The organism is Levilactobacillus fuyuanensis (genome assembly GCF_003946395.1).
Taxonomy (GTDB): domain Bacteria; phylum Bacillota; class Bacilli; order Lactobacillales; family Lactobacillaceae; genus Levilactobacillus; species Levilactobacillus fuyuanensis.
Genome location: NZ_RHNZ01000006.1, coordinates 156,558 through 180,355 on the forward strand (window position 1 = coordinate 156,558; position 23,798 = coordinate 180,355).

At 48.8% G+C, this 23,798-nt stretch carries 15 protein-coding genes; all 15 read right to left on the bottom strand.

Features of this window, described 5'->3' with window-relative positions; genetic code table 11:
- Positions 1-656: 656 nt before the first annotated feature.
- The 15 genes from pepT to EKM73_RS04675 all read right to left on the bottom strand — a co-directional run bounded on the left by pepT (position 657) and on the right by EKM73_RS04675 (position 23,607).
- Positions 657-1,898: a peptidase T gene (pepT, locus tag EKM73_RS04605; RefSeq protein ID WP_125700808.1), complete on the bottom strand. Its 1,242-nt coding sequence runs from the start codon at positions 1,896-1,898 to the stop codon at positions 657-659.
- A 55-nt stretch (positions 1,899-1,953) separates the two neighbouring features.
- A complete protein-coding gene (locus EKM73_RS04610; RefSeq protein ID WP_125700809.1) occupies positions 1,954-2,760 on the bottom strand; it encodes a Nif3-like dinuclear metal center hexameric protein in 807 nt (268 codons plus the stop codon).
- Positions 2,747-3,454: a tRNA (adenine(22)-N(1))-methyltransferase gene (locus EKM73_RS04615; protein ID WP_125700810.1), complete on the bottom strand. Its 708-nt coding sequence runs from the start codon at positions 3,452-3,454 to the stop codon at positions 2,747-2,749. Before EKM73_RS04615 ends, EKM73_RS04610 begins: the two co-directional genes overlap by 14 nt.
- 318 nt (positions 3,455-3,772) lie before the next feature.
- Positions 3,773-4,243 carry a hypothetical protein gene (locus EKM73_RS04620; RefSeq protein WP_125700811.1) on the bottom strand — a complete coding sequence of 157 codons (471 nt, stop codon included), beginning with the start codon at positions 4,241-4,243 and terminating at the stop codon, positions 3,773-3,775.
- Positions 4,244-4,405: 162 nt separating this feature from the next.
- The gene (locus EKM73_RS04625) at positions 4,406-7,684 is read right to left on the bottom strand and encodes an MMPL family transporter (RefSeq protein ID WP_225421284.1); all 3,279 of its coding nucleotides are present in this window, start codon (positions 7,682-7,684) and stop codon (positions 4,406-4,408) included.
- A gap of 107 nt (positions 7,685-7,791) precedes the next feature.
- A complete protein-coding gene (locus EKM73_RS04630; RefSeq protein ID WP_125700813.1) occupies positions 7,792-8,298 on the bottom strand; it encodes an RrF2 family transcriptional regulator in 507 nt (168 codons plus the stop codon).
- A gap of 531 nt (positions 8,299-8,829) precedes the next feature.
- Positions 8,830-9,960, bottom strand: coding sequence for an RNA polymerase sigma factor RpoD (gene rpoD, locus EKM73_RS04635; protein ID WP_373879000.1), 1,131 nt, complete (start codon positions 9,958-9,960; stop codon positions 8,830-8,832).
- 10 nt (positions 9,961-9,970) lie between these two features.
- Positions 9,971-11,818 (bottom strand): DNA primase, encoded by a 1,848-nt coding sequence (gene dnaG, locus EKM73_RS04640; protein WP_125700814.1) that lies wholly within the window; start codon positions 11,816-11,818, stop codon positions 9,971-9,973.
- A gap of 270 nt (positions 11,819-12,088) precedes the next feature.
- Positions 12,089-12,589, bottom strand: a complete 501-nt coding sequence (locus EKM73_RS04645) for a hypothetical protein (RefSeq protein WP_164508863.1) — start codon at positions 12,587-12,589, stop codon at positions 12,089-12,091.
- Positions 12,590-12,750: 161 nt separating this feature from the next.
- Positions 12,751-14,826, bottom strand: coding sequence for a glycine--tRNA ligase subunit beta (gene glyS, locus EKM73_RS04650; protein ID WP_125700816.1), 2,076 nt, complete (start codon positions 14,824-14,826; stop codon positions 12,751-12,753).
- Positions 14,826-15,749, bottom strand: coding sequence for a glycine--tRNA ligase subunit alpha (gene glyQ, locus EKM73_RS04655; protein ID WP_020088685.1), 924 nt, complete (start codon positions 15,747-15,749; stop codon positions 14,826-14,828). The genes glyS and glyQ overlap by 1 nt, the downstream gene beginning before the upstream one ends.
- A 366-nt stretch (positions 15,750-16,115) precedes the next feature.
- Entirely contained in the window at positions 16,116-17,969 is a 1,854-nt protein-coding gene (locus tag EKM73_RS04660; protein WP_125700817.1) for a hypothetical protein, read from the bottom strand.
- Positions 17,970-18,174: 205 nt separating this feature from the next.
- Positions 18,175-21,744 (bottom strand): hypothetical protein, encoded by a 3,570-nt coding sequence (locus EKM73_RS04665; RefSeq protein WP_125700818.1) that lies wholly within the window; start codon positions 21,742-21,744, stop codon positions 18,175-18,177.
- A 273-nt stretch (positions 21,745-22,017) separates the two neighbouring features.
- Complete coding sequence (locus tag EKM73_RS04670; RefSeq protein WP_125700819.1) at positions 22,018-23,175, bottom strand: MFS transporter; 1,158 nt, start codon at positions 23,173-23,175, stop codon at positions 22,018-22,020.
- Positions 23,176-23,181: 6 nt separating this feature from the next.
- Entirely contained in the window at positions 23,182-23,607 is a 426-nt protein-coding gene (locus tag EKM73_RS04675) for a MarR family winged helix-turn-helix transcriptional regulator (protein WP_125700820.1), read from the bottom strand.
- Positions 23,608-23,798: the final 191 nt, after the last annotated feature.

Consider the following 23,798-nt stretch of genomic DNA (forward strand, 5'->3'; position numbering starts at 1 on the left):
GTCCCATGATGTAACTCCGGGAGAAAACCACCCGGACTAACATCATCGTCACAGCCGACTCCATTCCTGACCTCCTCCGGCTAGGTGAACGTTTATCCATAAATATTCACCTAGTAATGTGGCACCCATTCCTCATGATTGGCACAATAATCTTGCCTAATTAATTCGTCAGATTTCTACGCTTTCAACATTTTTTCAGTTCGAACTTTTAATTAACAACATAAAGACAATGGTTCGAATAAACGACAACTAATTGCGACATTAAAACATGAAAGAGACTAAAACCGCAGTCTATCAGCAAAATTTCAGGCTCGCTCAACTGCCACTGCTTAAAACTAGCTTAGCCGCAGGATGTCAGGGATGGAGCCAGCCGTGTCAATGGCGTTGGCTACCGTTCTTGGGTAGCCTAGGCCATCGGACGTCTTGGAGATGCACGACCTTTGCAGCTTTAAGACGAGGTGAGAGACCGCTCTTCGGCTCTCACCGGTCCTCACAGCAGGTGGAATCCCTGACAGCCGGAGGCGATAATTTTAAATCAAGTCGCGTTGAGCTGTTCAAAAAAGAGGCAACCATTAGGTTAACCTCCATTTTTCATTCATATTCTAACTGATTTTGACCAAAATTCAAAATAATTTGACCAATTTTGACTAATTAATTTAAGCCTGTTGTTCGGCGAGTTCGGCAATCTTGATAACGACGTCGGTTGCCTGTTCCATGGTTTGTTCGGAGACGTATTCGAACCGACCGTGCATGTTTTCCCCACCGGCGAACAAGTTAGGCGTTGGTAAGCCCAAGTAAGAGATCTTGGAACCATCAGTCCCCCCACGTACTGGGAAGATCAGTGGCTTGATGTTCAATTCTTCCAAGGCTTCCTTGGCCAAGTCAACGACAGTCATATCCTTCTCGATGACCTCACGCATGTTGTAGTACTGGTCCTTAATGGTAACTTGGACGCGGTCGCTACCGTATTCCTTGTTCAATTGATCGGCGACCCCTTGGAAAAGCTTCTTGCGGTCTTCGAAGATCTGACGGTCATGGTCCCGGATGATGTAGCTCAGGTGCGCACTGTCAACGGTCCCGTTCATGCTGTAAAGGTGGAAGAAACCTTCGCGTCCTTCAGTATGTTCTGGCCGATCGTGTTCTGGCAAAGCTGCGTGGAAGTCCATTGCCACTTGCGAAGCATTGACCATGACGCCCTTGGCTTCGGCCGGGTGCACGTTGGTCCCGGTAATTTCAACCTGAGCATCGGCAGCGTTAAAGGTTTCGTATTCCAATTGACCTAATGGGCCACCATCGACCGTGTAGGCAATATCCGCACCGAAGTCTTTAACATCGAAGTGGTCGGCACCGGAACCAATTTCTTCATCGGGTCCCAAACCAATTTCAATTTCACCATGCTTGATTTCAGGATGGGCCAACAGGTATTCTGCGGCGGCCATGATTTCAGCGACCCCGGACTTGTCATCGGCACCTAGTAAGGTACTGCCGTCCGTGGTGATCAAGGTGTGACCCTGATAGTTCTTCAAGTTCGGGAACACAGCTGGATCCAGCGTGTACTTGCCGGCGTCGTCCAACTTGATGACGGACTTGCCATCATAGTTTTCCACGAATTGGGGGTTAATGTTTTCACTGTTAAAGTCAGCAGTGTCAAAGTGAGAAATAAAACCGATCTTCTTCACTTGCTTATCTGTATTGGCTGGTAAGGTGGCATATACATAAGCACATTGCTTGTTGATATGCACATTGTCCAGACCGATCTCCTTCAGGTCCTTCACCAAGCCCTCAGCGAATTCAGTCAGCTGCGGCGTTGATGGGATCGTGCCAGAGTTGGGATTGGAACGCGTGTTGATCTTGACGTACTTCAGGAACCGGGGAATCAGGTTTTCATACTTTGCCAAAATAAATCACTCCTCAAATGAATTAACTACATTTTTAGTGTACCCGTTTTCACGCCTAAATAAAAGTGAAGGGGTCGGTATTTAATTGTGAGGCCACCACGGTGATCGGCCACTGGTTCTCGGCCGCCCACTGCGTAAACAGCGCCAGTAAGTGAGGCTTGCAAATGCTCTCGATATGGTGGCCGGGATCGACAACGTTTAATCCCGCCGCAATCATGTCATGTCCGGGATGATACGAGATATCCCCGGTCACGTAGACATCGGCACCCTTGGCCAACGCTGTTTGGTAGAACGGCCCGCCACTACCACCGAGAACGGCGACCCGCTTGACGGGGGCATCCGGGGTGTGACTGATCAACCGCAAGCCCTTCACGTTGAAGATGCGCTTACAGTCCTCAGCAAATTGCCGAATAGTTGTAGCCGTCGGTAAACACCCGATTCGACCCATGGTAATGGCGGGCGTCGCGGTCACGCCATTGCTGGGGACCAAGCCCTCGACATCCTGAAGATTCAGGGCGGCTGCCAACCAGTCATTCATGCCACCAGGGGCACTGTCGAGGTTGGTGTGGGCACCGTAGACCGTGATGTGATGCTGTAATAAGGTCGCATACATCTGATTCTGAGGCACCGCTAAATCCAAGTTCTTAGCGGGATGGAACATCATGGGGTGATGGGCAAAGATAAAATCGGCGCCAACTGCGATTGCCTCATCGACGACCTCAGGCCGCACGTCCAAGGTCACCATGACCTTGTGCACCTCAGCATTCAGACTCCCCAGCTGCAACCCAACCGGGTCACCGGGTTCCGCCCACGTCTTCGGGGCGAACTGCTCGAACCGTTCAACTAACTCACGCACCAACACGTTGCAAGACCTCCTCAATCTCCTTGATCTCAGCTGTCAGCTCCGCAACCTTTGCCGCGGGGACTTCCTTGGCCGACTGTACCTGCGCCAAGACCTGCTTGGTTCGGGCCAGCTCACGCCGCCACTTGGCCATAAAGATGGCGTTGTGTTCCGCCAGCAAATACGGACCGAATCGCAATTCTTCCGCATTGTACTGCTGAGGTGCATCCGCTCTGTCGGCCACCAAGATCTCGTAATCATGGCCGTCTTCGGTCACGATCTTTTCCGTGACCAGTTGGAACCCGTGAGTCATTAAAAACTGGCGGACGTTCTTCTCACCCACATTGGGTTGTAAGACCAGGCGGTTAACCCCGGTAAGACGATCGAAGTCCTGCGTGAGAATCTGGGTGATGAGGGTGCCCCCCATCCCCGCAATCGCAACGGTATCAATGTGGTCATCGACTTCAATCGCCTGAAGGCCGTTGGCGAGTCGCGCCGTAATCCGGTCGGACAGGCCCTCTTTGTTAATTTCATGTTGGGCATTTTCAAACGGGCCCTTAACGACCTCACCAGCCACACCGCCGGCAATCTTGCCGCGCTTGGCTAAATTGACTGGTAGGTACGCGTGGTCGGTCCCAATATCAGCCAACCGGCTCCCCATGGGAACGTAGTCGGCAACGGTGGCAAGGCGCACCGATAAATGGTCTGCATCCATTCGTCAAATCTTCCTTTCTAACTTCCTGATTACTCTAAGTATAAGCTAGTCCGCCCATCTTGGATAGCGTGAAAATGCGTGCGGTGCAAATGCTTAGATGTTGAATTGACAAATGTCTATTGCTAGATTAGTTCCAGCTATCAGAATTCTACTAGTTACCAGCCAGCACAAATTCGGCATTAAAACGAATTCCTGTTTATTTTTAAAAAAAGTGAGACAGATCTCGCAAATTTTACATTAGTACTAGTATAGGGCTAATTTCAAATGAGCCATCCTTTATACACAAAAGGCGCCGGACCAGCCGACGCCTAAAGACATCTATGATTTGAAATTTAAAGCTTCACGGTTCAGCTTCGCGTTGTGTGTCAAGTGTGCAGCCTGCCCGGTGACATGCTTAAAGGGCTTACCGACATGCCGCCGACCGTATTCCTGCAACGTCATCTTCTGACCATTCCGCGTGATCTTGGTGTAGTTCCAGACTTTCTCACTACTGTTATAATCCCGCAGACGATAGACCCCATGACTCAAGCGATACCCAACTTGCTTCCCCCCGTAGGCCTGACTGCCGAATTCAGTCTCGATCAGCACCGTCTTCTTCGTCGCCACCAGCTCGTTCCAATAGACAATTGTGTCGTGGCCCTTGTGTTGAACGCGATACTGCGTCCAGGTTCCCCTGAGTGACTGGGGTGTCCCCGCCGTCCACTTTGTCTGCGCGTGCGCCGTGGTTCCCCAACCAAAGCCGCCCGCGATGCCTAAAGCGATTGCCGTACTGATAACAAATTTGTTCATAAAATCCCCTCCGATGCTTATCAGTATATCCTTACATGAAATAGATAACCAGATTGCCCGTATATCATTTACACTGACAATCACTCTAAATTTCAACACTTACAACGCAAAAACACGGCCCACCGCATTGGTGAGTCGTGTCTTGGATCACTTTAAAGTAAATTATTTTCTTTGCCGACGGAAGGGACGCTTTTTCTCTTGCGCCTCATCTTCGTCGTTTTGCGCCTGCGCCATCTTAGAATATGGGTACGGGTAGGTAATCTTCATGACAGCTGGCATCACGATTGGCAGCAGGATGACCAGCAGGATAATCCCGATGATCACGGCTAACGCAATCTGAATCAGTGTCATGACGCCGGATGGAATCAAAGCGGCGAACGTTCCACTCAGGATGACCCCAGCGGAGAGGACGACCGTCCCGATAACCGTTGCGGCCCGCAGCATCTTGGTGCTGGTAGCCCCCGGTTCGTGCAGGTACTCACGGTACTTCCGCATCAGGAAGATCGAGTAATCGACCCCTAAGGAGATCAGCATGACAAACGTGAAGAACGGTGTGTTCCACGTCAGCATGTTCGTCCCCAACACTGGATCGACCAACCAGTGAACGATGGTCAAGGCCCCGGAGTAAGCGACGATCAAGATTCCTTCGATCACAATCGGTTGAACCAGCGAACGGGTAACAATCATCAAGGCGATGAAGAGCCCGGCTAACATGATGATGACCGTTCGCGTAAAGTCACTGGAAGCCATGTTATTGATATCATTGGTCTGCGACGTGTTCCCACCAAATGCTACTTCGGCATTCTTCAGACTCGTCCCAGCCAAGGCCCCGTTAACGACCTTTTCCAGCTTCGGTAGCCGCGCCATGGCCGCTGCAGAACTTGGATCATCGTTCAGGACGACCGTGATCTTGGTGATCTTCCGGTCGGGTGACATGTAGGTCTTCAGTGCTGGCTTAAACGAACTGCCGTGCAATTGCTTGGTTGGAATGTAGAAGGTCGACGACGCTGCAGATTTCTGCAGGCCCTTCAGGTAGGTATTCGCCGAACCAACCCCGGTGGAGACTTGCGTCAGCCCAGTGGATGCGGAGGTCAAGCCCTTCCGTAAGGCCGTCAATTGCTTACTCATTGCGGCCAATTTTTCAGCCATCGTCTGGTTGCCGGCAGCGACTTGGTTCGCCCCGGAGACCAGTGCGGGCATCTTACCATTAATGGTAAACATTGCGCCGGATAACTGACTCGTCGCACTAGCCAACTGACTGGATTGTGCACTAGCCGATTGCAAGGCGGTTGCCGCCCCAGGTAGCACGACGTTAGACTTCTGGGCTAACTCGGCAACGGCGCCCTGTAATTGACTCGTGGAACTCTGAAGCGATTGCAGTTGACTCGCCACAGTCTGGTCGGCAGCCCCGATTGACTTGGCATCGCCCCCGATTTGGGTCAGAGACGTGCTCAGCGTGCTCTTTAACGCACTCTGCGCGGCACTTTGCTTCTGCAAGATACCAGCCAAGACCGTCTTCTGAGCGGCAGACAATGGGACACCCTGCGCACTGAAGGCCGCAGCGACCGTGCTAGCACTCATGCTTGGCAAATTAGACGTGGCACTTTGCAATTTAGCCAATTGTGAGGCAATGTCTTGTGTGCTGGTCTTGATCGTCGTCAAGGACGTCGTGACACCGCTGGTACTGGTTGAACTAGCCGAAACCTGCGAGTTCAATTGCTGAATCGCAGCGTTTAACTGTGGTAAAGCCGCTTCCAGCTGTGCCAACTGTGCCGCCTGTTTGCCCCCAGAAGCGGAGGAAACTTGACTGTTTAACGAATTGACCCCGGTAGAGACTTGAGAAATGGCGCTCTGTAACTGCGTCGTCCCGGTGCTGACTTGCTTAGCCCCAGTGGCTAATTTGTCAGCGTCCTTAACCGCGCCATTCACGTTTTGCTTGCTCAATGAGCTGTTGGCGGATTTCAATCCCTTGTTGACCGTGTTGACACCCTTTTGGGCCTTGGCTAACCCGGTCGTGACCGAACTCATTTGATTGCGGACGTATAACTTGTTGATGGCCTTCCCACCCGGTTGAGTGACGGAAGCAACCGTCTTAACGCCGTCAGTCTGTTGGAGCTGCTTGGTCAAGCGGTCAACGATCAGTAGCGTCTTCTCATTATCCATCTTGTTCTTACTCTGAATGTAGATTGTGGTTGGTTCCGCGGTTCCTTCGGAGAAGTGTTTCTGAACAACCTTGAACCCTTGCTTGGCCGGCACGTTATCGCCAATTTCTACCAAGTTATCGTAGTTCAACGCGCCATGTGAGGTCAGGGCGAGTGGAATAAACACGATTCCCGTCACAATCAGCGTAATCACTGGACGGATCATAGCATGTTTAGCCATCCCGTGCCAGAGGCGACTGTCACCTTCACCCTGGAACTTCTTGATTGGCCAGAACATGTGAGGCCCACAGATTGCCATGAAGAATGGGTTCAGCGTCAGAAGCACGGCCAGTAAGACCACGACCCCAACGGCGATGCCGACCGCTGAACGGTACAGTGAGAAGTTGGCAAAGCCCAGCACACTCATCCCGATTAAGACAGACAGACCGGAATATAGAACCGTTCGACCACCGACCCGAGTGGCTTCCTTCGTGGCGGTGTACCTATCCTTACCGCTGGCCAGCCGTTCTCGGAACTCGTTATACAGGAGGATGTTATAGTCAGTCCCAATCCCGAATAACACGATGACGATGAAGACTTCCGTAAAGTTGGAAAATGGGAAGTTGAAGCGGTCAACCAGATTAGCCACCACAGAAATGGAAGTAATCACGGAGACAGCCACTGTTAGCAGTGAGAATAACGGCGTGACTGGCGACCGGAAGACCAGCCACAGGACCAAGAAGATAAAGATGGCGGCAATGATTTCCGTCTTCTGCACCCCAGCTTGTGTGGCATCGGAGAAGTCTTGATTCAGGACGTCCGCCCCGGTCACGTAAGTCTTCACGTCACTCGTCTTCGACAGTTTTGTAATCTGATCACGAATATGCGTGACCGAATGGCTGGAAGATTTATGCACATTTAGTTGTAAGAGTTGCGTACTCTTATCCTTTGAGATCAGTTGGGAAGCGGCGGTTGAGCTGTCACTGGCCGCGGTGATCGACCGAATCTCATACTTACTCTTATTGTTTTTGATTCGGTTGATGGTCTTATTGATATGGTCATTCTGCGAGCTGGTCAGCTTCGCATTACCATTGTTGAAAACGACGACAACCGCCGTAGTGCCACGTTGCGAACGGCCCCACTGATCTTGCATCTTAGTTGCTCGCGTACTTTGGTAACTGCTAGGGACGGTGATCTGTCCCTTATCCGCCACCAATTTACTCATGTTTGGAATCGTCACGATAGCTAAGATCACGATGATCAGCCACCCAATGACGTTCCAGATGTAGTGTTTATTCATCCAGCGCACGGTGAAACCTCCTTGACGATTGAAATATTTTTAAGCGTTGCGGCCAACAAGCGGCCCAACACGATTGCTCAATTTTTGTAAATCTTCTATTCTGCTGCTTAACGCGTAAGCCACTTGGTCCAATCCAGTTGGAGGGGTTGGTCCCCAGTGGTCGGTAGGACATCACCGATGGATAGTGTCGCAAGTTGTTGCCGGAATTCCTCCTCAGCTTGGGCGAACACGGCCAGGACGTTGGCGACCGGCCGGGTATCTTTGAAATCTTCAAGCTGATACGTTTCCATGAAAGCTACCTTCTGATTCAAACCGAACACCTTGGAAACTACCCCCGTTCCTTGAACGAATGGGTCAGTTCCTTCGATCGCATTGAAAACATCCAACAAGGTGATTTTCAATGGATCTTTCATCAAAACAATGCCGCCATCACGCCCTGAAACTGTTTTAACAATCTTTGCAACCGCTAATTTTTGCACGATTTTTTTTAAATAGCTGGTCGAAATTTCTAACCGTTCCGCCACCAGACGACTATGTAGAGGTATCTTTCGGTCTTGAATTCCGAGTAAAGCAACAATGCACAAGGCCTGCTCCAAACTTGGCTTTGACTTCACAAATGTGCCTCCTTTCCCTTATCTCCCTTAGTTTTTAAACGAGATACATCATATCCCCTTTAAAACACTTTTTCAAGGCTTTTGACCCAATAAATTAACCTCATAATAACAAGTCTTCACTGTAAACGGTTTCAATCGTCTGATGACACTATACTATAAACGAGTATCGATGGAAACTAATTTTATTCGCTAATTTATGAGTGAGTATGCGGCGATGGTGCAATGAGAATAAGCTTATTCAAATGATTATTATTTTCCATACTTTCTCATGCTTTCCGGTTATGTTTCAGTCTATTTTCAAAGTATCGTCTAAAAATGTAACTAAATATTTTAGGACGACCATTCGCCTATCTTTTTACAAAAAAAGAGAATTTAGCAGAACCTTTCCATTAATGTCTTTTATGACAAGATTTCTGCAATTGGTTTTTTGAACACACTCCGATCAATTCCCTTTTTTCAATAAAAAAAGTCCCTCAGAGCTTCAGACAATCTGTCTAAAGTCCTGAGGGACCATCGTAGTGTTAAGTTAAATTATTCCAAGAAATCCTTCAGTTGCTTGCTCCGTGATGGGTGGCGCAACTTCCGTAAAGCCTTGGCTTCGATCTGACGAATCCGTTCACGGGTAACCCCGAAGACCTTGCCGACTTCTTCCAAAGTCCGCGTCCGGCCATCGTCTAACCCGAACCGTAACCGCAGTACGTTTTCTTCCCGATCAGTCAAGGTGTCCAGGACACTTTCCAACTGTTCCTTCAGAAGTTCGTAAGCGGCGTGATCGGCAGGACTCGTGGCGTCTTGGTCTTCGATGAAGTCACCTAAGTGAGAGTCATCTTCCTCACCAATAGGCGTTTCCAAGGAAACGGGTTCTTGCGCGATCTTCAAGATCTCACGAACCTTTTCCGTTGGCATGTCCATTTCAGCCCCAATTTCTTCTGGCGTTGGTTCCCGCCCTAAGTCTTGGAGTAATTGCCGTTGAATCCGAATCAACTTGTTGATTGTTTCGACCATGTGCACAGGAATCCGAATGGTCCGTGCTTGGTCAGCGATTGCCCGTGTAATCGCCTGACGAATCCACCAAGTGGCGTACGTCGAGAACTTGAACCCTTTACGGTAGTCGAACTTTTCGACGGCCTTCATCAGACCCATGTTTCCTTCTTGGATCAAGTCCAGGAATTGCATCCCCCGACCCACGTAACGCTTAGCGATGGAAACCACCAACCGCAAGTTAGCTTCGGCCAACTCTTGCTTAGCTTCTTCTTCGCCCTTTTCAATCCGTAAGGCTAAGGCAACTTCTTGGTCAGCCGTTAACAGGTTGACCCGACCGATTTCCTTCAGGTACATCCGGACTGGGTCATTGATCTTGACCCCGGTTGTTGTGCCGGCATCCTTTAATTCCTTCTTTGAAACGGCCTTTTGGGCTTTGACGGCCCGTGGGTCTGGCTCACCCTTAGCATCAACCACACTGATCCCAGAATCGGAGATCGTTTCGAGTAACTTGTCCATCTGCTTAGCATCCAACGTATAAGGTGTAGCGACCTTGTCAGCCAGGTCATCATACGTGATGTGCCCAACCTTCTTGTTGTTTTTAATCAAAGCGCGCACCGTTTTGTTGTATGCTTTTTGATCAAACATTGGTTGATCCGTGGTCTTTTTTGCCATTAAAATACCCCCTAGATTAAACTTGTTTGTTCGCCTGGCGCTGTCGTTCCAACTGCACAATCTCAACGACGAGTTGGCGTTGTTGGTCGGCATCGCCTAGTCGCGAAGCTTCCGCCAGCTGATTTTTCTTCTGCCGGAGCTTCGCCTCGACCGGCGCCTCATCCATAATCACCGCTAAATAGTCATCGATCTCCCGCGGGGTTACCGCCGCGGCCATATTAGGTGTTGTCTCGAGATCGATCACAAGCTGTTGCAGGCGGTCTTCTTGAATGAAGTCCGTGAACTGCGCGGTTTGATACACTTGATGCGTTTGAAAATAGCCCTGGGCCAAGGTATAAATAATTTGATAGTCGTCATGCACGAAACTGAAGTCGGCAACGCTGGTTACTTTTGCCCAGACGTTCCGGTCGTGCAAGCAACGGTAGAGCAGATTGCGTTCCGCCCGTTCCAAGCGATTCAGCGGTCGCTGCTGTTGATGCACAGTGACCGGTGGCGCGTTGGTCGGTGCAGGCGCTGGCGTGGTTGGCCGTTGACGTTCTTGCTGGGCCGCGGTATCGCGTTGGACCTGTTTGAGTTGCGCCGCCAGTGCCGCCTTGTCGATGTGAAACTCGCTGGCCAGTTGATTCAGGTACATGTCCAGTTCGACCGGCTCATTGACCTGCGCCAAGAGTGGCATGATCTGATTCACGTATTCCAACCGTTCACTGTCCGTCTCCAATGCCCGGTTCCGCCGCAAGAAGCGCATTTGAAAGCGCAGCGGCGGTTCCTTAGCGGAGACCAACATTTGCCGGAACGCCTCGTCACCGTGAGCCTTACGGTATTCATCGGGATCTTGGCCCTCGGGCAGCTGAATCACGCTGAGTTGCAGGTGACTGTGCTCGCCCAATAACCGTAATGCCCGGTCGATGGCCCGTTGTCCGGGTTCATCTCCATCGTAACACACGTTGAGCTTATCCGTGGTCCGCTCAATGGCGTAGATCTGCTCGGTCGTTAGGCTCGTTCCCATGGAAGCAATCCCATTGTTGACGCCCGCTTGGGTCGCCGAGATGACATCCATGTAGCCTTCAAACAAGGTGACTTCTCCAGCCTGCCGAATCGCTGGTCGTGCCAAATCGAAGTTAAACAACAGCTTACTTTTATTAAATAATGTGGTTTCAGGGCTGTTTAAATACTTCGGTTGGTCGTCGGCCTTCTTGAGCAGTCGGCCAGAAAAGGCGGCTACGTGCCCACTCGCATTTCGCAAGGGGAACATGACCCGCTCGGTGAAGCGGTCACGCAACTCACCCTGTGCATTTTCGATGAACAGTCCGGACTGCCGAAGTAACTGGTAGTCGCTCTGTCGCTGATCAAAGAATGGTTTGAGTAGGCGCTGGCCCGGGGCAAACCCCAACTGATAAGTTTCAATCGTCTCATCGGTCAGACCCCGGTCATGCAGATAATCCAATGCCGGCTGCCCCATCTCGGTGTTAACCAGGATGTGGTGATACAGCTTGGCAGCCTGCTCATGCAGATCGAGCAGTTGGCCCGTCTTGGAATCCACGGCGGGACCCGCGGCATCTTGCCGATACTCACTGTCGAGATCAACGTGACTAAAATCAGCCACCTTGACCACGGCTTCGGGGAAGGTCACATGTTCCAGCTCCATCAGGAACTTGAAAACATTGCCCCCTCGGCCACAGCTAAAGCAGTGAAAAATCTGCTTATCCTCCGAAACGGAAAACGAGGGTGTCCGTTCCTCATGGAAGGGACATAAACCAAATAAATTCTTACCGGATTTCTTCAGTTGCACGTACTGGCCGACAACGTCCGCAATATTTGTGGCCGTCCGAACCGTCTCAATCACGTCTTCGGGTATCTTCGCCAACCAATCACTCCCTTACGTGTTCCCGTTTGCTCACCATAGCCTTGAAAAGTCGCACCCCGGAAACCCGAAAAGTGCGACTCTTTAATTAGAAATCGTGCGCAAAAATACACTATATATGATACCACCTATGGGGGCGTTGTCAACTTTTATAGCTCACCCGGATCTTTTAAAAACCTTATTTCCAATTTACACCTTCCCCGCTCAGGATAAAAGTTAAACGACTTACTAACCTCATTGGAAGGCTAAAGATTCCACAAGTCTTTCGGCGAATCACCCTGTTCTGGCACCCAGTAGCTGACCGACAATGCCTAAACCTACCAGAATTCGCCCCTGGTTAATCAACAAGCGTTGAACGAGCGGAGAGTTTCTCCTACTCATGTGAAAAACATGAACTTCTTGCGGTGGCACATACGCCAACATTAGGCCCGCCACGGTGCAAATCAGACCGGCTCGCCCCGACGGACTGGCCAATGCAGCGGCATCTAGCGCTTGCGGCAATAGGAGTAAAATACCCGCGTAGATGGTAAAGACGGCATTCAGATCTAACAACAAGTTATCCCGTCTGTCCCACGCCGTCTGCTTGAGAACTAAGGCCAGCAATACCAGACTTAATGCCAGCAGCGTAAAAACAATCAACACCTGTAGCGACCGATTCGGTTGGATCGACCGCCAGCTAACATTTAACACTTGAAGAATCCAGGCTAGACACACCAATAACCGGCCCAGATTGGCGTAAACGGCTAGCTTTCGTTGCGAGTAATTAGGCAGCATTAACCCTCCCCCTTTTCTCAACGACTGTACCCCCTGTATAATCGCACATTTTTCAAGTTCTAGCGACCAGAATACCCCCCGTTTGTTCACGAATGGTGGACAAGAAAAAGCCAGCTCCAATTAATCGGAGCTGGCTTCAAAATTACTTCTATTAAAAACGGTTATTTAACGATCAACTGGTCCAAGTCACCCAGGCCCATGGCTAAGTTCGCCAACTTGCTGAGTTCCGTCAGACGGTTGTTCTTAACGGCTTCGTTCTTATCCATCACCATCGTGGCTTCGAAGTAAGCGGCAATCGTTGGTTGGATGTCAGCTAAGGCAGCGTACAGGTCGTTCAGACCCTTGTCGGCTGCGGCAGCAACTTCGGCAACACCTTGGTCCAAGGCACCTTCGCTGTCATTTTCAAACAACTTGGCGTCAACCGTGGCATCGGCCAATTCGGCTGGGGCCTTTTGAGCCAAACGGATAACCCGCGTCAAGGACTCGATAACGTCCTTGAAGTTGTCATCGTTGGCGTGACTAGCCAAGATATCGGCGGCCGTGAAGAGCCGTAAGACATCGCTACTGCTTCCGTTGGTCACGGCATCGATGATATCGTGACGTTGCTTAGCGGAACGCAAGATCTTCCGAATCCGGTCCTTGATGAAATCAACGACGGCTTGGATTTGGCTAGCTTGGTCCAGATCTGGGGCAACCTTAGCATCCGTTTCGGCAGCGATGAAATCACTAGCCAATTCGGCAACAGGTAAGGCCCAGTTCTGGTCCTTAGCAATCCGCACGATCCCGGTAGCCTGACGCCGCAAAGCGTAAGGGTCATTGGAACCACTAGGAATCATCCCGGCAGCGAAGAACGTCAGGATGCTATCGAACTTGTCGGCTAGGGCCAAAACGGCACCGGGAACAGATTCTGGCAACGCGCCATCGGCTGAGATTGGTTCGTAGTGTTCGCGAATAGCTTGGGCAACGGCAGGATCTTCGCCGCCAAGTAAGGCGTACTTTTCACCCATGACCCCTTGCAGCTCGGCGAATTCACCGACCATACCGGTAACCAGGTCAAACTTGTAGATTTCGCTGGCACGCAGAGCAGCCTTAGTCTGAGCATCGTTTAAGTTCAGGTGCTTAGCCAAGACGGCAACGATGGCCTTTACCCGGTCCATCTTCTCTGCCATGGTACTGATCTTATCGTGGAAGCTAACGGTCTTCAGACGGTCAACGAAGTCGGCAATCGTCTTCTTCTGGTCTTCCGTGTAGAAAAACATGGCGTCTTCCAAACGGGCGGTCAGAACTTTTTCGTTTCCGGCAACCACGTTTTGCAGATCATGATCGGTTCCGTTTCGAACGGAGATGAAGACTGGCAAGAGCTTGCCGTTGGCGTCACGAGCGTAGAAGAACCGTTGGTGGTCCCGCATGGACGTAATCAGGACTTCATCTGGAATCGTCAGGTACTTGTCGTCGAAGCTCCCGGCAAAGGCAGTTGGCCATTCAACCAGGTTGTTAACTTCTTCCAACAAACCAGCATCAACGTCGACCGTCCAGTCGTTGTCAGCGGCCAGCTTGTCGATCTGTTGCTTGATCAATTGCTTACGCTTGTCGGCATCGGCAATCACGAATTGACTGGTTAAGTTTTCTTCGTAATCGGCGGCCGTGGCCAAGTCAATTTCTTTACCTAAGAAGCGGTGACCGCGCGTGCTACGCCCAGTCGTCACGTCCAGAATGCTAAATGGAATCACTTGGTCATCGAGTAAGGCAACCATCCAGCGAATTGGCCGGATGTATTGGAAGTGGTGAGTGCTCCACTTCATCATGGTTGGGAAGGTCATGGCCATGATGATGTCGCGCAGACCAGCCAGTACGGAAGCAACGGGTTCACCGGCAATAAACTTGTCGACGTAGACGTATTCCGTTCCCTTAATTTCCTTAAAGGTAATGTCGTCAGGCGTCAGACCTTGGCCACGGGTAAACCCGATAGCGGCCTTGCTCCAGTTACCATCGGCATCTTGGGCGATCTTCTTAGCGGGACCCTTAACGGATTCGCTAATATCTTCTTGCTTGTCAGCTAAGCCGCTGATCAGGACGGCCAACCGGCGAGGCGTGGAGAATGGCTTGATGTCATCGTAATCCACGCGTTGTTCCTTTAAGTAGTCTGCCGTGCGCTTAACCAGTTGCTTGATAGCTGGTGTGACCACGTGGGCGGGCATTTCTTCCAAACCAATTTCAAGTAAAAATGTGTGTGCCATTATTTGGCCTCCTCATCAGCTAATAGTTTTTCCCGTAACTTGTCATCCTTGACCAACGGGAATCCACGCTTCTTCCGTTCAGCAACGAAGGCCCGCGCCACGGCACGTGCCATGTTCCGAATCCGAGAAAGGTAGCCGGCCCGTTCCGTCACGGAAACGGCACCACGAGCGTCTAACAGGTTGAAGGTGTGGCTACACTTTAAGATGTAGTCGTAGGCCGGGTGAACCAGGCCATTGGCAATCTGCTTCTTGGCTTCGGCTTCAAATTCGTCGAAGTGGCGGAGCAACATGTCTTGGTCACTTTCTTCAAAGCTGTACTTAGAGTGTTCGTATTCTGGTTCCTTGAAGATGTCGCCGTACTTAACGCCATCGGCCCATTCCAGGTCAAAGACGGAGTTGACATCTTGAACGTAGGAAGCCAGACGTTCCAAACCGTAAGTAACTTCAGAGGTCACGGGATCAACTTCCATTCCCCCAACAACTTGGAAGTAGGTGAACTGGGTGATTTCCATCCCGTCCAACCAGACTTCCCAACCAACACCGGCACAACCCATGGATGGGTTTTCCCAGTTATCCTCAACGAAACGAATATCATGTTCCAAAGGATCGATACCCAATTCACGCAAACTGTTCAAGTAAAGTTCCTGGATGTTGTCGGGTGAAGGCTTCATGACCACTTGGAATTGATGATGTTGGTACAACCGGTTGGGGTTTTCCCCGTAACGACCATCTGCTGGTCGACGAGAAGGTTCAACGTAAGCGGCATTCCAAGGTTCTGGACCGATTGCGCGTAAGAACGTGTAGGGACTCATGGTACCGGCCCCTTTTTCAGTATCGTAAGCTTGCATCAGCATGCAACCTTGTGCAGACCAATACTGTTGTAACTTTAAAATGATTGCTTGCATGGACAGTTTTTCTGTCATGGGTGCAGTTCCTCCTTGTGTGGTTGCCAGCTTGTCTTGACCCAACGAAATTCAAGTCGACGACAAACTGATCAACCGATTAAACAAATAAGCGCGCAAAAAAATCCCTACGAGAATTCACTAAGGCAAATTCACGTAGGGACGAATTTTAATTTCGCGGTTCCACCCTACTTCTAGTCAATGACTAGCAGCTTACTTGGAAACGACTCCGAATGTGCCAACTCACGCTGGATTGGATTCGGCTTCCACTACCCCGAACTCGCTAAACCAATGACACCATGACTCTCATTCATCATAATCGACTTATTTAACTGTGTTTCATGATAGCCGTCTGGCCCGGGGATGTCAATGTGTTTCGTACATTTATTACCGGGTTTTATGTTTATTTAAGCTGGCCTCTTCTTTCGCTAGATGTGCCTCCAGATCGAGATATTCACGAATATACTTGAATGGAAATGGAATCACCGTATAGCGATTGAAGCGAACGAAATCAACCTGTAAGAGGGATTCAAAAGCTTGAAAGATTGCCTGGATATCTGCCTTAGGCCGAGAGCTGTTCAGAACTTCAATTTGCTTGAGGGGAATAGCCCGTGCTTGTTTTCCCTTAATCAACTGATGATTGCCCACAAAATAATAGTGCCGTCCCTGCAACTCCAGCAGGCCCATCCCATACGTGCCGGCCCAGTAGGCATCAAACCGTTTTTGACGAACCGGAATATGCAACCAAATACCTGTATCTTCGAAAAATTGGTTATTAAAGGCTTGCATAAGTTTTGTTTTCCAATTGAGTTTGAGCACAGTATTAGCCTGCCGGACCGTCAGTGTGGCCTGATCAAGTGTCCTTAATTTTTGAACGAGCTGTTCGCGCCCGGTTTCGTCAACGGTCACAGTTGCCTGTGCAGCAGTGATGAGCTCACTACGTGAAAGTCTATTTTCACCATCAGCTGCGACCAAGTGTGCCTTTAACTTGGCGCTATCGGGCACAGTAATTAGGTACGTACCATAAATGATAAAAAGGTTTGTGTCACTCTGAATGGCGCCCACCAAGTAACTGTGTCTACGCGTCGATGACGCCCAAATCTGGTGGGCCGTCTTCAGAAGTTCAGTATTCGCCACATCAGACTCCCTAAAAATCCCTTTTTCAAAGGACAACTTTCCGGTAGCAGAGACCGTTAAACGGGTGACGCGAATAAGCGATTCTGATTTCTTGTCGGCCAAATTATCCAGCATTAGGTATCGAAATTGTGACGCAGCGGATATCTCCACCTCTGAGGGAATCTGTAGCTGTGCGGTCATCACTTCTCGTTTAATCCCCAACTGATACAACATCATTTGAAATGCCGTATCGTCCAACAAATCCCACTTTTCATCCTTCAACATCAGTTTTGAAAAATTGGTCAAGGTCAGATGTTGAACGACCCGCTTACCAGAACCACAAATATAATGACTGTCATCCAAGTCCGCGACAACTTGAATATTCAAACCATCGACTGGCTGCTTGCCTACCGTACTACTTATTTTGAGTTCCTTGAACCGCGAACTCTGGACCGTCTTTGCTTGCAAAAACTGTGTCATTTTAAGGACATCCGGTTGTTCATAATTAGCAAAAAAGTGAAGCTGATTTTCACCTAACACCTGCCATACCTGACTGGTTGACGACAGCTTAGGTCGCTGATAATAGGCTAATGGTACCTCGCACGGTGTTGGAAACATTTTAAAGTACTCGGGAAATTGCTCACCTAAGCCAGTAATCAAATCATTCATAATTCCCAATTTTGTTTTCTCAAACTGATCTAGTTCTTCTACCGATAAGAAGGGCGTCAAGTTTCGATGGTTCTTGATGCCACCTACTTTGAATAAGGGTTGCCCATTACTCTTGGGCAGCCATTTAAAACAACCATCCACCAATCCAAATCCCTGTTTATCCAGCGTCTTTTTGAACGTCTCAGTACGTAATCGCAAGACGTGATTCTTGACTTCAACTTTAACGGCCACCTGAAAGTTCCCTCTTGCCGACCATTTTGGTACCAGATACAGGTCGCTAGTTGCGTAGTCATTTCTATAACTACCGTTAGTATCTACCTGCCCCTGTTTCATCTGTTTGATGAGTAGCATCAGTAACATGTCTGTAGAAATTCCAGTCGTAATTGCCTGATCAAAAGTAAGAACCGTTTGCTTGAGCGCTTTGACTTCAGTCAGTGGTGCCGTTCTTTTACGCAAGGACACCAAATAGCGAAAACTGGTTTTACCATCTGATAAAGGTTCCTTTCCTAAACTTTTAATAGCTAAGACCGCATTCTGTTCGGACCAGTGTGCTATTTCCCCTGGTCGCGTAGTCTCCACGACAACCAATCGGATATGCTGATCAAACCCCACTTTATCGAACTCATACTCCACATAATTCGTTTTGACTAGCCCATGATCATCACCCATTTAAGAACTCTCCCACCCTTCGTTGCTCTGCCACCGTTAACGCAAATTTACCATCCCGGTCCAGCAAAAATGGGACCTCCATAACTCGCCCGTTCACTAATTCCTGTTGAATGAAGTTCTGCGACCCTGCTGGCACAATTAAATTGACCATTAACACCCGCCAATCTGACTGTCCCGTTCGTCGACTGATCTCATCTAATTTATCCATGACATGTTGTCGTTCTGAGGCCACCTCGCGTTGATGAGGCTGCCGCCAATTCTTGAGATCAATCAAAACGTGGTTAGCTGTTTGAAAGTCAAAAAGTTCATGATTTAATTGCTTCAAGTCGTATAGCTGGGTTGACCAATACTTTTCAATCAAAAATTTTCCGCATTTTTCGCCCAGAATCCCTTGATAACTGTCGAATTGAACTGGATTAAGAATATAATCCAGCACCTTCCAAGATACTGGCCATTGATTGGCCTCAAAAAGTTCCCGCAAGTCAGGATTCTTGGAAATAATTGACAATCCAGCCGTTTCTGCCGAAATTTCCACATTTCCTTTATCATCTGATGGAAAGGTAAAATCATCTCTCTCGCGTTGGACGCGATAGCTCACTGATTTCAGATCCAAATAAGAAAATTCCGACCGGATCTGATGACTGTCATATTGATGGGCCGTCATCGTTGGATATTTTAATAGTGTCTCGCGATATGTTTGAAAATACCCGGCCGCGGCAACCGAGGTTTGCAATTGGCCGACCATTCGTAAAACTGCGTCCTTCGTTTCCTGCGTCTGATTCCGGAACCTGATTCGTCGCGTATGTGCTGCTGTTGGTATGATATGTTTTTTCTGTAACTGATGGTCGCGAATCGCTTGCGCAACTGGCCCTAACTGATAATCCTGCATCATTGTGACATTAAAATAATCAATCACACCAGTCCCTAACAAAACCATGGTCTCCGGCACCTTATTAAATGCCCGGTCCAACCGCCCAACTGCCTGCAAAATAAGCCGTGTATGCGCGCCAACGTAGCTGATAGTGTCTCGAAATTGACGAACTGGTTGCCCATTGCTCTGCTTGCGCGCATACTTTGCCATCTGCGCTAAATTAATCTCACCATTGTCCACGAGCCCTGCTAATTCATAATAGCCTGTGAGCCATTCTTTACGATTATTAGGTCTAGCCTGAGCAGGAATCTGGGTAAATATTTGGGTAACGCGTCCCAAATAAATACCAGCAATATCCACCATTTGACGCCGCTCGTCGTCAGCCGATACTGCTTTTGGTGCAATATCGATGAGTTGCGCGCTTTCTACGTTGTCCACGTAATACTGTAGATTTTGCCCAACCCCCAGAGTGGCGTAACTGCTCAGCAAGTACACTCTAGTTGCTTTAACCGCCGGCAAATCTAACGCCTCATCCACTTGTTTTTTAACAGCCAAATGTTGAGACGATAACTTCTTAGCAATCATTCGTATCTGTGGGCGTGAGTTTTCCGTCGCACAAAGGATGGCAACCAACTTCTCCCACACCTGCTCTATAAATTTCCGATCCATGACTAAATGACGAATATCGTCATCTTCTTTTGGCAGGATACTCTGCAGCCCTAAAAATGTTGGTAGTTTCTTGTTACCTAAAAAACAGACGAAACTATCGAATAATTCTAAATAACGCAACTGAATATACTGATATTCTTTAGGATTATCTTTCTTCTGAAAATGCTGATGAATCTGGGTCATCGTCTGTTTAACAAATTGCTCCAAGTTTTTTAAGTTCTCGCCTTGCTCCGACGACAGTTTCAACTCCTGTAAACGTGCTTGAATTAAATCACGCATACAGTGTCCACCCTCACTAGTCGCAGCCTGTGATGTCGTTTCCAAAACCTTAACTGTCCCGCCATTTTTACGATAGCGCCGACTAACGTCAAAACTTTCCTTAATCGCTTCCGGTAAATTTTCGAGACCATAAAGCAATCGTTCTCCCAGCTGCTCTCGTAAAAAATTAAAATCAAAATTACTGAGCACCGTTTCAACATCGACTGTTGCCGACATTCCCAAAACCATCCCCCGCTTCACGAGCTTCAAGAGAAACTTTTCCGGAGTCGTCTGAACTGTGGCAATTTCAATCTGCGTTCGATTTAAATGATCGTCACTATCTGTTAAAGAGACCAACTGTAAGCCATAGCGCTGCAGATGACGGCCGTAATAATTTTCAAACTTAATCTTAGCAACCTCATGTCGGCGCCCACCAAGCTGCTGAAACATCGCCGTTATAATATTCTTGGCATCTTGTGACAGCCATAACGTGTCACAAACCGTTCGCAGAGCACTCTCTAACTGCAATTGATTGTCTAAGTCTTCACGCTGTCCGTTGATCTGAAGTTGATAGAGTTCTGCCCACTTTCCCATTAAAGATGTGAACGTCTCTAAGAAGCACCCAATCTGCTGCACCATTTCATAAAAGTGGAGATCATGAATTTTGGGTTTCAGATTGGTCAAAATCACCTTTTTTTCTTCCGGATTATCTTGACTCCACCAAGCATGACTACTGGTTATTGTTAAGCTCGATAGATTGAAGATGAAATTTGTCTTTGCTGCCGAGTTAACTGTTTTATAGTCCTCAGTTAACTTATACTTTTGATCCAGATAATTGACACGTTGTTTTAATTGACTAAACCGTTGCTTCTGTCGAAGAATTGCCATAATATCCGCTGGTCGTCTCTTCTGAAGATTAGTCGTCGCCGCGTGAATTTCTCGAAAAAGCGCTAAAAAATCTATCGGTAATCGCAAACCACCATCAATGATTTGATCACTCAGAATGCGCTTCATTTCATCGATTTCGTCCAACACAATCAAGGAATCACCGAGTTCCTCATCACGACTAATCGTGATCGACTGTGAACCGAAAAATGATTGATAGCTCCTCGTAAACTTGGCCCACGTCAGAAGTACCAATTGGTGTTGGTTTAAATTAATTTCTGGAAAATACTGATTGAGATAATGGGCAGCAGGTGTCTCATCAGCGGCAACATAAGTACAAAAACGGACCCGATTCCCATGATCCAACGGCACATCGAGTCCAAGCTCATCAGCTAATACCCCAATTAGTGCCCCCTTAAACTCAGTAAAAGCTTGCGCCATATTTTGGTAATCCTTGATTCGTCCGCCGCTTAAAACTTGATCCGGCTGATTATGAAAACGTTGGTAATACGTCTCTAATCGCTCTAGGACCCGTGAAAGTTCCTCAGATCGTAAACTCGCTGGAATATCGTGTCGATGATTTAAAACAATGGCAATCGTTTCCTCTAACGACCGCAGAACTGCTAACGTTCGATAGAAATATTGCTGACGTGTCTCCGTAGACGTAAAAGCCCCATTCTCTGCCACGTATTTAGCGAGTAGTGTTTTGCCAAAAGTCTCCGGATAGAGATTATTCTTCTTTGTGGCGACAAAATATGCGCGAAACTTTGGATTCTCGGCAACACGTTTACATAGGTAATTAATAACCCCAAACGTTTTTCCACTACCTGTTGGTGCAGGAACCGTCACGAGTGCCCCTGGTTGCTCGGTGGTTATCATATCGTAAGCCGGTTTCAATATCTCAGAAAATTTCAGACCCATGTATTCTGTCAGCTCCCAGCACAGCATTTCTTTCTAAACTAGCAAACAATGGGTTGATTTACAATCTCCTTTACACAATTTGTACAATGTTTACCGACATTTTACTGGAAAGCCATCTCATTCAAATTTTTACGCGAGTCAGACTCTGCAACATGACGCCATCTCAATTAGCAATTTCCACAAAAAATAGGCCTCCCAACTGGCAGACCTACATTTATTATCCAATTCAATTTAAGCCAATTTCCGGCGGTTCCGCCAGTACACCACCACGAGTAGCGGAAGTGTAACCGCCATCATCGGGTAGAGCGAGACCCATGGCAGGTAGGTCGTGATGACCCCCGCCAGCATGGGGCCGAGCGTCATCCCCAGGTCGATGCCAATATAGAATGTGCTGTTGGCCAGGCCTCGGTCTGACTTGGGAACCAGCGTGAGCGACTTCGCCTGACAGATAGAAAACATCAGGCCGTACCCAGCGGCAAGCCCCACGGCGCCAACAACCAGCATCAGCCAGTTGGTCATATCCGTCAGCCCGATAATGCCAATCAGATTACACCCCAGACAGACCCAGAAGAATTTGCCAAAGGGAATCCGGTCAAAAGCGTCCCGTAAAAGTAACCGCATCGCTAACAGCACCAACGCATAGACCGGAAAGAAGGCCCCAGCCGGGATCGCAAAGCCCCGGTGTTCGACGTAGCTCACGATATAGGTCTGCGTCGCAAAATACGGCAGAGAGAAGAGTAAGAGAATCACGGCAACCGGGATGACCTTGGGCTGAACCAGCCGAAATTTCGGCTGCTGGGCTTTACTCTTCCGGTATTCGGGATGCGGGACACTTCGGTTACCCACGAACTGAATAATGATGAGCAAAAGCGTCACGCAAATCGCGGCAACCCAGAAAACACTGCGATAGCCTAAATGGTGATAGAGATAAACACTCACCGCGGGACCAATCGCCATCCCCAAAGCGTTGGCGATTCCGTAGATTCCCATGCCGGCACCAATTCGGTCGGCCGGTAACAGGCTGGCCATCCAGGTCGACATACAAACGGTACAAAGCGTATAGCCCAGGCCGTTCACGACCCGCCACACCATAATCAAGGGAACGGACGTGGTTAAACCATAGCCTACACAGGCGACAAGGATCAGAGTTCCTCCAATCAAAGTCAGCCGATACTTAGAGAAACGATCGGTCAGATTCCCAGCTAGTGGCCGTAAGACCAGTGAGGTCAGGTTCATCATCCCGGCGACGACCCCGGCTAACACACTGTTTGCCCCGACATTACTCGAAAATCCCGCAATAATGGGATTCACCAGCATTGGACTCATCAGGAAGAAGAAGCTGGCGGCTAAAACTAATTTCACATCTTTTGTATACAAATGGGTCTTCACACGACCTCAGTTCCTTTCCAAATTCTGGCTGATGCGATCCAGCATCGCCAAAAGTTCTTGTTGTTCGGTCGGTGTAAAGTCGGTGAACAGTGCCTGACTGGTATCTTCAATGTGCGCATCTAACTGCCGGCATTTCGCAACCCCGGCCGTCGTGAACCCCACCAGCTTAGCACGACCATCGTTAGGATTAGGGTCTAATCGTAACAACTGCCGGTTAACCAGTCGCTTCACAATCATGCGGGCGGTCTGGTGGGTAACCTGCTGATGATCTTTAAAATCCGTAATCGTACTCTGTGGAAAGTCTTCAAAGAACCGCAGCGCATCGGCCTGCTCACTGGTCAATTCCAGTTGGCCCGCGAATAAATTTCGCTTGTGTCTGATTCGCCGCCCCAAAATAACCAGCTTGCGAGAAATCATTTGATCACCGTTCATGGAATCACCTCTATAGCCATTGTACAGCTAACTGTATAGTTTTGGAAGCCTTCACCCAATTTTCTTCTACCCACGCAGCTATGAAATGAGTCAAATTGATTTCCACAAAAAAAGGGTTCTATGTCAACTGTTGTTGGTAATTCTATTTATAAAGTTGTCTAATCCATTGAGATTAGGCAATTTTTTTGAGT